Source organism: Pseudomonas sp. BF-B-26, assembly GCF_019956495.1.
GTDB lineage: Bacteria > Pseudomonadota > Gammaproteobacteria > Pseudomonadales > Pseudomonadaceae > Aquipseudomonas.
In genome coordinates this window covers 180,582-193,085 of record NZ_JAHBDP010000080.1, presented here as the reverse complement: position 1 = coordinate 193,085, position 12,504 = coordinate 180,582, and the positions used below count along the sequence as shown (strand labels likewise).

The following is a 12,504-nucleotide window of genomic DNA, read 5'->3' as shown; positions in this document are numbered from 1 at the left end:
CACCAATAATGTGTCTGACAGTCCGCATTCGCGAGCAAGCCCGCTCCCACAGAGTGTTGTTCACTATTGTTCATTGTCAACCACCGGATTGTTCAATTGTTCAGTCGCGGTTGTTCATTTCTGTTCAGCAACGAACGCGGTTTTTCTTCCATTTGCAGGATTCTCAAGCCGGATCAACGGCTTGCAATTTCTGGCACGAATGTCGCTCTGTAGCTCCGGTCGCTTGACTCCAATAATAAAAAGGCCGAGCCATGTCATTAACCCTGGAGCACGTCAGCCGCACCGTCGAGGGCCAGACCTGGATCGACGATGCGTGCCTTAATTTCGAAGCCGGATCCTTCAACGTTTTGCTCGGGCGCACGCTGTCCGGCAAAACCAGTCTCATGCGCCTGATGGCCGGTCTGGACAAGCCCGACAGCGGCCGCATCCTGATGAACGGCGTCGACGTCACCCAGCGCCCGGTGCGTTTGCGCAATGTGTCGATGGTCTATCAGCAATTCATTAACTACCCGACCATGACGGTGTTCGAGAACATCGCCTCGCCCTTGCGCCAGGGCGGCGTTTCCAATGAGCTGATCCAGAGCAAAGTGCTGGAAACCGCGAAGATGTTGCGCATCGAGAAATTTCTCCAGCGCCATCCGCTTGAACTCTCCGGCGGTCAGCAACAGCGCACGGCGATGGCCCGGGCGCTGGTCAAGGACGCCGAGCTGATTCTGTTCGACGAACCGCTGGTGAACCTCGACTACAAGCTGCGCGAAGAACTGCGTCAGGAAATGCGCGAACTGTTCAAGGCTCGCCACACCATCGCCATCTACGCCACCACCGAACCCAACGAAGCCCTGGCGCTGGGCGGCACCACCACGATTCTTCACGAAGGCCGGGTGATTCAGAGCGGCAAGTCTTCCGAGGTGTATCACCAGCCGCAAACCGTGCTGGCGGCAGAGCTGTTCTCCGAGCCACCGATCAACCTGATGCCGGGGCGTATCGCCGGCAACGAAGTCAGCTTCGCCAATTTCGTACACTTCCCGCTCAACGTCGATCTGCGGCCGGTGGGTGAGGGGGAGTTCCGCTTTGGCGTTCGGCCCAGCCATATTTCGCTGGTGCCGAGCAACGATGATGACCTGGAACTGGCGGTGACCGTTGAGGTGGCGGAGATCAGCGGTTCGGAAACTTTCCTGCACGTGCGCAACGAACATTTCCTGCTGGTGCTGCACTTGCCCGGCGTTCACGAATACGACGTCGATGCGCCGATTCGGATCTATATCCCGACCCATAAACTGTTTGTCTTCGATACGCAGGGGCGGCTGGTCCAGGCGCCCGGTCGCCGTATCGCGAGGGTTGCCTGATGGCCGAAATCCGTTTGCAGCACCTTGCCCACAGTTACACCCGTACGCCGACCGGGCCCGAGGATTATGCGATTCGCGAGATGGACCACGTCTGGGAGCAGGGCGGTGCCTATGCCTTGCTCGGGCCTTCGGGCTGCGGCAAGTCGACCTTGCTCAACATCATTTCCGGATTGCTCAGCCCGTCCCAGGGCCAGGTGCTGTTCGACAGCAAAGTGGTCAACGAGCTAACCCCGGAGAAGCGCAACATCGCCCAGGTTTTCCAGTTTCCGGTGGTCTACGACACCATGACGGTGTTCGATAACCTGGCCTTCCCGCTGCGTAATCAGGGCATGGGCGAGGCGAAAATTCACAGCAAGGTGCAGGAAATTGCCGACGTCCTCGACCTTCAGGCATTGCTGTACAAGAAGGCACGCAATCTCACCGCCGATGAAAAACAGAAAGTCTCCATGGGCCGTGGGTTGGTGCGCGATGACGTGTCGGCGATCCTGTTCGATGAACCGCTGACCGTGATCGACCCGCACCTGAAGTGGAAATTGCGACGCAAGCTCAAGCAGATCCACGAGCAATTCAACATCACCATGGTCTACGTCACCCACGATCAGCTCGAAGCCTCGACCTTCGCCGACAAGATCGCGGTGATGTATGGCGGGCAGATTGTGCAATTCGGTACGCCGAGAGAACTGTTCGAGCGACCGAGCCACACCTTTGTCGGCTATTTCATCGGCAGTCCGGGGATGAACCTGATCGAGGTTCAGCCGCAGCCAGGTGGTGTCGGTTTCGCCTCGACTCATTTGCCGCTTTCCGATGCTCAACAGAAACGCGTTGCCGAGTCCGAGTGGAAAACCCTGAAGGCCGGCATTCGTCCGGAATTCGTGCATGTATGGGATGAGCCGTTTGATGAGGCGATGCAGGCACAGGTCGTACACGTCGAAGACCTTGGCACCTACAAGATCATGACCCTGAACCTCGACGGCGCGCCTTTGAAAGTGCGCCTGGCCGAAGACAAGCCAGTGCCTGAGGGAACCGCCTACATCAGCTTCCCGGCTCAATGGTTGATGGTGTATGCCGACGAATATCTCTTGGAGACGTAGCCATGAACAAGGTGCAGAACAATAAGGCCTGGTGGCTGGTGTTGCCGGTGTTTTTGCTGGTGGCGTTCAGTGCGGTGGTCCCGATGATGACGGTGGTCAACTACTCGGTGCAGGACATTTTCGACCAGTCCAGCCGCTACTTCGTCGGCGCCGACTGGTACAAGCAAGTGCTGCTCGATCCGCGCCTGCATGACTCATTGCTGCGTCAGTTCATTTACTCCGGCTGTGTGCTGCTGATCGAAATCCCGCTGGGCATCGCCATCGCCCTGACCATGCCGATCAAGGGCCGCTGGTCATCGCTGGTGCTGATCATCCTGGCGATTCCGTTGCTGATTCCGTGGAACGTGGTGGGGACGATCTGGCAGATCTTCGGTCGGGCGGACATCGGCCTGCTGGGGTCGAGCCTCAATGCCATGGGCATCAGCTACAACTATGCGGCCAACACCATGGACGCCTGGGTCACGGTGCTGGTGATGGACGTCTGGCACTGGACGTCGTTGGTGGCGCTGTTGTGTTTCTCGGGTCTGCGGGCGATTCCGGACGTGTATTACCAGGCGGCACGGATTGATCGGGCCTCGGCCTGGGCGGTGTTCCGACACATCCAGTTGCCCAAGCTCAAGAGCGTATTGCTGATCGCGGTGATGCTGCGGTTCATGGACAGTTTCATGATCTACACCGAGCCGTTCGTGCTGACCGGTGGTGGTCCGGGCAATGCCACGACCTTCTTGAGTCAGACCTTGACCCAAATGGCCGTAGGGCAATTCGACCTCGGCCCGGCGGCGGCTTTCTCGCTGGTGTATTTCCTGATCATCCTGTTGGTGTCGTGGCTGTTCTACACCGCCATGACTCACTCTGACGCCAATCGGTGAGGCCCGCCATGAGCAAGAGAAAGCTGATTCCACTGCTGATCTACATCCTGTTCCTGCTGGTGCCGATCTACTGGTTGCTGAACATGTCCTTCAAGAGCAACACCGAAATCCTCAGCGGCCTGACGCTGTTTCCCCAGGATTTCACCTTCGCCAACTACAAGGTGATCTTCACCGACCCGAGCTGGTACACCGGCTACCTCAACTCGCTGTACTACGTGAGCCTGAACACGGTGATTTCGCTGAGCGTGGCATTGCCGGCCGCGTATGCGTTCTCGCGCTATCGGTTCCTCGGTGACAAGCACCTGTTCTTCTGGCTCTTGACCAATCGCATGGCGCCGCCGGCGGTGTTTTTGCTGCCGTTCTTCCAGCTGTATTCCTCGATTGGTTTGTTCGACACCCACATCGCGGTGGCACTGGCTCACTGCCTGTTTAACGTGCCGTTGGCGGTGTGGATTCTTGAGGGCTTCATGTCTGGCGTGCCGAAGGAGATCGACGAAACCGCCTACATCGACGGCTACAGTTTCCCCAAGTTCTTCGTGAAGATTTTCGTTCCGCTGATTGGTTCCGGGATCGGCGTGACGGCGTTTTTCTGCTTCATGTTTTCCTGGGTCGAACTGCTGCTGGCACGGACGCTGACGTCGGTCAACGCCAAACCGATTGCGGCGGTGATGACGCGCACAGTCTCGGCATCCGGCATCGACTGGGGCGTGCTGGCGGCGGCGGGGGTGTTGACTATCCTGCCAGGCATGCTGGTGATCTGGTTTGTTCGCAACCACGTGGCCAAGGGCTTTGCCCTGGGCCGGGTCTGAGGAGCTGATGATGGAATGGATGAGTTGGACCGGCCCTACGGCGGCATTCTTCAGCGTCATTGCCTTGATCCTGGTGGGCATGACGACCTGGGAACTGCGTTCGCCGAGCATTCTTCGCCGTGGTTTGTTGCCGATTGCCACCACCCGTGGCGATCGGTTGTTTATCGGTCTTCTCGGCAGCGCCTACCTGCATTTGCTGGTAATCGGCGTCACCGACTGGAGCATCTGGGTTGCGTTCGCGTTGTCCCTGGTGTGGCTGTTGGCTGTGATGCGTTGGGGCTAGTCGAATCGCTCGGCAAAGTTGCTCCGAAACCCTAAAAGGAGGTCTCTATGTTCGACAAAAACAATAAGCTGCGACATAGCGTTTCATTGGCAGCCATGCTGGCACTCAGCGGGCTGAGCGCTGCAGCCTGGGCCGATGCCTATGAAGACGCTGCGAAGAAATGGATTGGCGCCGAGTTCAAACCGTCCACCCTGACGGCCGACCAGCAGCTCGCGGAATTGAAGTGGTTTATCAAGGCGGCCGAGCCGTTTCGCGGGATGGACATCAAAGTCGTCTCCGAAACCCTGACCACTCACGAATACGAGTCCAAGGTGCTGGCCAAGGCCTTTACCGAGATCACCGGGATCAAGGTGACCCACGACCTGCTGCAAGAAGGCGACGTGGTGGAAAAGCTGCAGACCGTGATGCAGTCGGACAAGAGCATCTATGACGGCTGGGTCAACGACTCGGACCTGATCGGTACGCACTTCCGTTACGGCAAGACCGAAGCAATCACTGACCTGATGGCCAATGAAGGCAAGGCGTATACCTCGCCAACCCTGGACATCAAGGACTTCATCGGCATTTCCTTCACCACGGCTCCGGACGGCAAGATCTATCAGCTGCCTGACCAGCAGTTCGCCAACCTGTACTGGTTCCGCGCCGACTGGTTCGAACGTGCGGACCTGAAAGCCAAGTTCAAGGAAAAATACGGCTACGAATTGGGCGTGCCAGTGAACTGGTCGGCCTATGAAGACATCGCCAAATTCTTCAGCGAAGACGTCAAGGAAATCGACGGCAAGCGGGTCTTCGGGCACATGGACTATGGCAAGAAAGATCCGTCCCTGGGCTGGCGCTTCACCGATGCCTGGTTCTCAATGGCCGGTGGCGGCGACAAGGGTTTGCCCAACGGTTTGCCGGTGGACGAGTGGGGCATTCGTGTCGAAGACTGCCATCCGGTGGGTTCCAGCGTGACCCGTGGCGGCGATACCAACGGCCCGGCCGCGGTGTTTGCCACCACCAAATACGTCGACTGGCTGAAGAAGTACGCGCCACCGGAAGCGGCAGGCATGACCTTCTCCGAATCCGGTCCGGTACCGTCCCAGGGCAACATCGCCCAGCAGATCTTCTGGTACACCGCGTTCACCGCCGACATGACCAAGCCCGGTCTGCCAGTGGTGAATGCCGATGGCACGCCGAAATGGCGCATGGCGCCATCGCCGCGCGGGCCGTACTGGGAGCAGGGCATGAAACTGGGGTATCAAGACGTGGGTTCCTGGACGTTCATGAAGTCCACGCCTGAGAAGCAAAAACTCGCGGCCTGGCTGTATGCGCAGTTCGTGACCTCGAAAACCGTCTCCCTGAAGAAAACCATCGTCGGCCTGACGCCGATCCGCGAGTCGGACATCAACTCGCAAGCCATGACCGACCTGGCACCGAAACTCGGTGGTCTGGTCGAGTTCTATCGCAGCCCGGCCCGCGTGCAATGGACCCCGACCGGGACCAACGTGCCGGACTATCCGCGTCTGGCACAACTGTGGTGGAGCCATATCGCCGAAGCCGCCAGTGGCGATAAAACCCCGCAACAGGCGCTCGATGGTCTGGCCAAGGATCAAGACGCGATCATGACCCGTCTGGAACGCTCGAAGGCGCAAGCCACCTGCGCCCCGAAAATGAACCCCGAGCGCGACGCGCAGTACTGGTTGGATCAACCGGGTGCACCGAAGCCAAAACTGGCGAACGAGAAGCCTAAAGGTGAAACCGTGAGCTACAACGAACTGCTGAAATCGTGGGAGTCGGCGCGTAAGTAACAGACCATTAGCCGTGTTGGACGGCACCTTCGGGTGCCGTTTTTGTTAACGGTCACTTTTACGTTTCAGTGACTGTTGCACGGCCTTCAGTATCGGGAGGTCGAAGGCGTTGTGTCCGGCGTGGAGCAGACGACAACGAATGTTCTGGCGCTGACGAAGCCAACGCACACTGGACATGCCGAAGGTGTCCCTGATGCCTTGTATCACCAGGGTATTGGCGTCGAGCGAAAGACTCTCGTCCGCTCGTGTGAAGTAGTAATGATTAACGTGGTAATGCAACTCCAGCCGGATGGCGCGCACGGCTTCTTCATTGACGAAGTCTTCGAGTGCGCACAGGCGCATTGATTGCCCATTCAATTGCAAAATGGTCTGCAGCCAATGGATGGCTGCCTGACGCTGTTGTACCTCGCAACCATGGCTCAATATCTGGTAGATACCTCGCGCACTGGCGCCACTGGAGCCATTGGTTATTTCAGATAAGCGTTCGCTCAAGGTTTTATCGTAGGCACTGACATTCGCCGAGAACGGCACAAACACCGAGACCAGTGTGGTTTTCAGAACGGCCTCGGGATAGCGCTGCTGGTATTGAATGGCCAGCCAGCTTCCCCATGAAACGCCCAACAAGCTGATTTTGTCGAAACCAAAATGCCGACGCAGGGCATCAATGTCTTCAACGGATAGCCCGGTGTTGTTGTGTCGCAGCTCGCCGAGAGGGCGGGAGCGCCCGCAGCCACGCTGGTCGAACACAATGATGTCGAAACATCGCAGATCAAAGAACTCAAGGTGATGGGAAGTACAGCGACCACCCGGGCCACCGTGCAGGAAAAATATCGGTTCGCTGCCCGGTGTACCGTGCCGCTCCCAGTAAAGATGGTGGCCGTCGCCGGTTGGGTAGTAGCTTTTGTTCAGGAAGGCAGCCATCAGAGGGGAGCCCTCAGCCGATAGAACTGAAACAATTCCTTGTGTCCAGGGCGGGCCGCTACGCTGGAAACCAGCTCCAGTTTCAATACCTGGGCCATGTAGGGAACAGCGATCAATACGGGCGTATGGCCGAAAATGATAAGGGTGCCACCCGGGTTCACACACGGTGCCATATCGTGCAATGTTTGCTGCGCGTCGGTGCGAGTCATCACTTCGGCATTGAGAAAGCGCAGTATCAGCACATCACATTTAACGCCGGTTGAGGCGACGTTGCGGGCGTCGGCCAGGTAAAACTCGGCGGATGAGGTGCCATGACGAAATTTTGCGTGCTCGATCATCGAAACTGATCGATCAGAGCCCAGACAACGACGATCCGGGAGCTCGCGGGCCAGGTGCGCAATGAACTCGCCAGTCGAACACGCCGGATCATGGATCACTGTGCCGGCGCTCGATATCGTTTTGAGCAAGGCAGCACAATGCTGGCGAAAGTGACTTTCGTCGGCATCCAGTTGCGAGACGAGCGACTCAGTGCACTGCCAGTATTCGGGCGGGCATACAAACTCCTGCCCGGTGTCATCAGTGGCAGCAAACGGGAAATAGACTTCGCTGTCCGGCTGAGTCTGCGCGATGTGGAAAGCCGTTTCCTTTTCTTGCGGAGTAACCCCTCGAAAAGTGATCACTGCACCTTCATTACCCCAATGCAGTTGAGCCAGTGGGCCGAGCAACATCCAGGGCCTTAGCAGGCTGTTGATGTGCCAGCCGTCAGGCTCGGTATATTGCAGGACTTTTCGGCCTACCCAGTCGCGCTCATTGATACGTAAAACGAAGAGATGGTGCAGTCCTGGCCCCAAGGGTTCGATGTAGCGATTGAGTTCGCCCGGGGGGGCAAGGGAATGGACGAAGGTGTCAGCCAGCCGTTGTTCTCGAAGGGGGGCGTTCGTATCGAATCGAAGGTTCATGCCGGCACTCCCAGCCTGTTTTCCAGGCGCTGCCCCCGAGCCTGCGGGATCACCACATTGCCGCTGGAAACAACGAAAAAACGCTCCAGCCCCGGAATGACGACATTGACTAGCGTGGTCCCGAGTTCGGTCTGATGAAGCTGTGCAATGCCCAACGTGCGCCCATGCCGGTGCAGGTTTTCGGCCAGCGAGTCGATTTGCTCGGCCAATGACCGCTCATCGTAGGCGACGGGCAAGTTCACCGTTTGCTGCTCGCACAGGTTCAACAGTGGATACAGATCGAATCGTAGGCAGCGCAATAGGCGAGGGAATTTAGTCAAATGACGTTGGGCGTTGTTCAAGTAGTCCCTGAACTCAGGTTCCGAGGCCGAGTGATGCAACTGCACCAGCTCGGTCAGCGCTCGCCACGCGCCGTGTCTGGCACTGATCGAGCAACCGGTGCCGAAGACTCGTGGCTGGGCGCAAGCAGCGGTTGAAAAGGCCAAAAAGGTTCGTGCAAGAAATTCAGTGCTGATGTCGACAAGGACAATCTCGGCGCCGATCTCCGTTTCGGCGTCCAGCCATAGCCGACCCAGAGCGTCTTGAGCGGACAGGCGCGCGATGCGGCGCAAGGGCGGGTGGACTTCGTAGTAAAAGTGTTTCAGTAGAAACAACGAAAGTGCATCACGCTCTATGCATTCATTGGCTGCATGCAAAACCGCCTCGTTATAACTTGCGCCAATAGCCGTTCCACTATTACTGGCATAACGCTGCAGTGCGCCATAGTTCGTTGTGTCTTGAACCGGCGCCTGCCGTGAATAGCCGGGAGTGCTCAGGGCGACCGGATAAAAAAATGTAGTGTTATTTAAAACGCTGGTATACGTTCGGCAGCCTGTTAAGGCATTGGGTTGTTTGACGATATGTGCAAGGACAGTGTCGTCGGCAAATAGTGGCGTTTCGGAAAAATACCGCGGGGCTATATAGTGAATATCGGAAGTGTTGAACGAGTCACTTAAATAATGTTCCAGCGTTTCATAAAGCGCACCGACACGGGCGTGTTGTGGGTAACCTTTACCCGATCCTCTGGCGGTACGATGTGGATCGGTGGCGCTGACAGAAACATGCACAGCGACGATCTGCCGGCCAAGTGTGCGGGTGTCGACGCTGAGTCCCAGGCCATCCAGTTCGGCACCAATCCTCTGCTCTGCCTGCTCCAGGCTGAGCTCTCGTTCAGCATTTGTGAACCTGTTCATTGTCCGTTCCCTTGAGAAACGGGGGGCCGTGGCCCCCCGTTTTTTATACAGCTTCCAGTTCGGCCTGCTCGGCCTCAGTCAGTTGCAGTTCTTCGATTTGCTCTTCCGTAGGGGCTTCCTGTTGTTCAAGATCGATAACTTTGTTGGCGTTCCAGCTACTCATGTAACCCATGATTGAACTCTCTTTGTTAGAAGTTTGATGTGCCTTATCGAGCACGGAGTAAATGTATAAGTCAGATGTTGGGTCGGTCAAAAATGACTGGAAGTTTCAATGTGGCTTTTCAAGGGTGGATGAAATACGTACACATCATTTGTCGGATTGACGATTTTTTCGTGATTAATGGGTGGTCGCTGAATAGGACAGTATTTAAAAACATACTCGCCCAACGATTTTGGCGTACGCATTTGTCTGAAATTTCAGCTGCATGGGGGGGTTAAATCGTGGTGACTGCGATTTGTGATCCTTTGGATGCTGTGCGCAACGACTTTGCCTATAACGCACAAAGACGTTTCAAACAAAACGGCGTGTTGAGTCAGCGGCTTTTTACCGCCGAATCTGCGTTCGGACCCACAAATGCAAAACGGCACCCGAACAGACGGTGTGAAAACGCACTGAAGGTGGTTTCACACCGTCTGATCAGGTGCCGTTTTCTTTGGCGCCTGTTCCATTGCGATCGCGAGCAAGCCCACACAGGTTCCAGTGATGTCTACAGATTCTTTGGCCACCCCCGATCACTGTGGGAGCCGGGCTTGCCCGCGAAGGGGCCGGCCCGGACATTGGAGGCCTGGAGCCGGACACCTCAGCGCGCCCCCCCCTCAACCGCAGGAAATCCCAACCGAAACACCGTCATCGCCCCCGGCAAGCTCTTCACCTCGGCCACCCCCTGATGCAGGCTCATGATCGACCGCACAATCGCCAACCCCAGCCCGGTGCTGCCCTGTGAACGCGAGCGGCTGCTGTCGACCCGGTAGAACCGATCAAACAGGTGCGGCAGATGCTGTGCCTCAATCCCCGCGCCAGGGTTGCTGACCAGCAACGAAACCTGGGTCGCGCCGCGCTCGATCAGAAGCGTCACGGTTTTCCCGACCGGGCAGTGGCGCAGCGCGTTGGACAGCAAATTCGAGATCGCCCGTTGAATCATCAACCGGTCACCCATCACCCGCGCACTGCCGACCACGTTCAGATGGATCTGCTTGTCCTGCGCCGACAGGGAAAACATCTCGGCGAGTTTCCAGGCTTCTTCTTCCAGGGCAACCGACTCGAACGGCGCGAGCGCCGACGGATGACTGACCTGTGCCAGAAACAGCATGTCCGAGACAATCCGCGCCACGCGCTCCAGCTCTTCAGTGCAGCAAACCAGCACATCCTTGTACTCATCCACGCTGCGTTCGCGGGACAACGTCACCTGCGCCTTGCCCATTAAATTGTTGATCGGCGTACGCAGCTCATGCGCCAAATCATCAGAGAACTGCGACAGCTGCTGCACACCGGCATCGAGGCGATGCAGCATAAAGTTGATGCCCTGCGCCAGTTCGCTCAGCTCCTGGGGCATGTTCACCACCGACAGCCGATGATCCAGATCCTGGGTCGAGACCATCGCCGCCACTTTGCGAAATTCACGCATCGGCGCCAGACCGCGCTGCACCGCGCCCCAGGCACTCAGTCCGATAAAGATCAGCAGCAACGGCAAGGCAATCAGGGTCGAGCGCAGGTAGGCGCTGAGCAAGGCCTCATCGTGGGCGTTGTCCATCGACAACAGCACCGGGACGCGGGTGCCGTCCTTGAGGCTGATCAGCCTGGACGCCGTGAGGAATTTCGCCCCCTTGGCGTCGGTGTTGGTGGTGTAGGCCAACTCGTCGCTGACGGCCCGCACCGCCTTCAATTCAAGTCGCGGATCGGCCATGCCGGTGCCGGATTTGAGCAGTTGCGTGCGCAGGTTGTTGCGGTCGTAAATGGTTAGCGTGAGGTTGTCATGGCCCATGACCTGATCAAGCAGGATGTGCGGTTTCGCCCTGATTTCGCCAGGGTCGGTGTACAGCGACAGGCTGTGTTCAACCTGTTCCATCTTCTTTTCCAGACTGTCCCTGGATAACTCGTTCAGCTCATGGGTCAGGGCGAAATACGCCAGGATCGCCAGGAACACCACGAGCAGCGCGCCGAGAATACTGACCGTCAGCCCCAGCCGCATCGACAGGCTGGCCGGCTTCATTCCCGCGACTCCAGCACGTAGCCGACACCGCGCAGGGTGTGGATCAATTTGTTGTCGAACGGGTCATCGATCTTCGCCCGCAAACGCCTGATCGACACTTCGACCACGTTGGTGTCGCAGTCGAAGTTCATGTCCCACACCAGGGAAATGATCTGGGTACGGGTCAGCACTTCGCCGGACTGGCGCATCAACAGATGCAGCAGGGCGAACTCCTTGGTGGTCAGGTCGATACGCTGTTCGCCACGAAACGCACGATGACGGCCAGGGTCGAGTTCCAGGTCGGCGACTTTCAGTACCTGCGGCACCGGGATGTTCTCGCTGCGACGCATCAGAGAGCGCACCCGTGCCAGCAATTCCGGAAACTCGAACGGCTTGAGCAGATAATCGTCGGCGCCCAGATCGAGGCCACGAATCTTGTCAGCCAGGCGACCGCGCGCGGTGAGCATCATCACCCGCGTGGAGTGGGTGCGACGCAGTTGTTCCAGCACGCCCCAGCCGTCCAGTTCCGGCAGATTCACATCCAGAATGATCAGGTCATAAACCTGTTGTTGCGCCAGATGCAATCCATCGGCGCCGTTGGCGGCGTGGTCAACGATATAACCACTTTCCGTCAGTCCCTGATGTAAGTATTCGGCAGCTTTAAGCTCGTCCTCGACGACAAGGATTCGCATGATCAATCACCACTTTCATTGAATGAATATTTAATTAAGGTGGCCGGGAAAGTTGTTGTTTTTGTAAGGGCTTCCGGACGGGTTTGAATAACGACTCACTAATTTTCTACAGTACTTTCTCCGTTTGCAGGCGTGCACGGTAAAGGCTGTAGTGACTACAGAGTCAACCGATTACTCGGTGTTGAGGCTTTAAAACCGCAGTCTGCGACAGCCTGTCGCAGCAGGCGGGAACAAAAAACCATCTGCCTCATGAGCGCTGGATTGAGACAAGTGCTGTTCGGCGGATGACGGTACATCATTTGTTTCTATGTATTGCTAGTTAG

The 12,504-nt window shown here is 57.3% G+C and carries 12 protein-coding genes; 6 read left to right on the top strand and 6 right to left on the bottom strand.

The features are described from left to right. Positions 1-251: 251 nt before the first annotated feature. The 6 genes from KGB03_RS17785 to KGB03_RS17760 are packed head-to-tail and all read left to right on the top strand — an operon-like array spanning position 252 to position 6,188. Positions 252-1,346, top strand: coding sequence for an ABC transporter ATP-binding protein (locus KGB03_RS17785; protein ID WP_192410536.1), 1,095 nt, complete (start codon positions 252-254; stop codon positions 1,344-1,346). Then, the gene (locus tag KGB03_RS17780; protein ID WP_223527921.1) at positions 1,346-2,437 is read left to right on the top strand and encodes an ABC transporter ATP-binding protein; all 1,092 of its coding nucleotides are present in this window, start codon (positions 1,346-1,348) and stop codon (positions 2,435-2,437) included. The genes KGB03_RS17785 and KGB03_RS17780 overlap by 1 nt, the downstream gene beginning before the upstream one ends. 2 nt (positions 2,438-2,439) lie before the next feature. Beyond that, the gene (locus tag KGB03_RS17775; RefSeq protein ID WP_111448973.1) at positions 2,440-3,306 is read left to right on the top strand and encodes a carbohydrate ABC transporter permease; all 867 of its coding nucleotides are present in this window, start codon (positions 2,440-2,442) and stop codon (positions 3,304-3,306) included. 8 nt (positions 3,307-3,314) lie between these two features. Further along, a complete protein-coding gene (locus KGB03_RS17770) occupies positions 3,315-4,115 on the top strand; it encodes a carbohydrate ABC transporter permease (RefSeq protein ID WP_046047472.1) in 801 nt (266 codons plus the stop codon). A 10-nt stretch (positions 4,116-4,125) separates the two neighbouring features. Next, positions 4,126-4,398, top strand: a complete 273-nt coding sequence (locus tag KGB03_RS17765; RefSeq protein WP_008146061.1) for a DUF2160 domain-containing protein — start codon at positions 4,126-4,128, stop codon at positions 4,396-4,398. Positions 4,399-4,445: 47 nt separating this feature from the next. Beyond that, on the top strand, positions 4,446-6,188 hold the full coding sequence (locus KGB03_RS17760; RefSeq protein ID WP_223527919.1) for an extracellular solute-binding protein: 1,743 nt from the start codon (positions 4,446-4,448) through the stop codon (positions 6,186-6,188). Positions 6,189-6,233: 45 nt separating this feature from the next. Here KGB03_RS17760 and KGB03_RS17755 read toward each other — a convergent pair whose 3' ends face one another. The 6 genes from KGB03_RS17755 to KGB03_RS17735 form a co-directional block, all read right to left on the bottom strand. Further along, positions 6,234-7,109 (bottom strand): alpha/beta fold hydrolase, encoded by an 876-nt coding sequence (locus tag KGB03_RS17755; RefSeq protein WP_218535844.1) that lies wholly within the window; start codon positions 7,107-7,109, stop codon positions 6,234-6,236. After that, complete coding sequence (locus tag KGB03_RS17750) at positions 7,109-8,068, bottom strand: class I SAM-dependent methyltransferase (RefSeq protein WP_218535846.1); 960 nt, start codon at positions 8,066-8,068, stop codon at positions 7,109-7,111. The genes KGB03_RS17755 and KGB03_RS17750 overlap by 1 nt, the downstream gene beginning before the upstream one ends. Further along, on the bottom strand, positions 8,065-9,300 hold the full coding sequence (locus tag KGB03_RS17745) for a YcaO-like family protein (RefSeq protein ID WP_223527915.1): 1,236 nt from the start codon (positions 9,298-9,300) through the stop codon (positions 8,065-8,067). The genes KGB03_RS17750 and KGB03_RS17745 overlap by 4 nt, the downstream gene beginning before the upstream one ends. Positions 9,301-9,343: 43 nt before the next feature. Then, positions 9,344-9,472 carry a hypothetical protein gene (locus KGB03_RS31110; RefSeq protein WP_256365022.1) on the bottom strand — a complete coding sequence of 43 codons (129 nt, stop codon included), beginning with the start codon at positions 9,470-9,472 and terminating at the stop codon, positions 9,344-9,346. Between the two features lie 628 nt (positions 9,473-10,100). Continuing rightward, complete coding sequence (locus KGB03_RS17740; RefSeq protein WP_223527912.1) at positions 10,101-11,510, bottom strand: heavy metal sensor histidine kinase; 1,410 nt, start codon at positions 11,508-11,510, stop codon at positions 10,101-10,103. Continuing rightward, on the bottom strand, positions 11,507-12,181 hold the full coding sequence (locus KGB03_RS17735; protein WP_074880806.1) for a heavy metal response regulator transcription factor: 675 nt from the start codon (positions 12,179-12,181) through the stop codon (positions 11,507-11,509). Before KGB03_RS17735 ends, KGB03_RS17740 begins: the two co-directional genes overlap by 4 nt. Between the last annotated feature and the right edge of the window lie 323 nt (positions 12,182-12,504).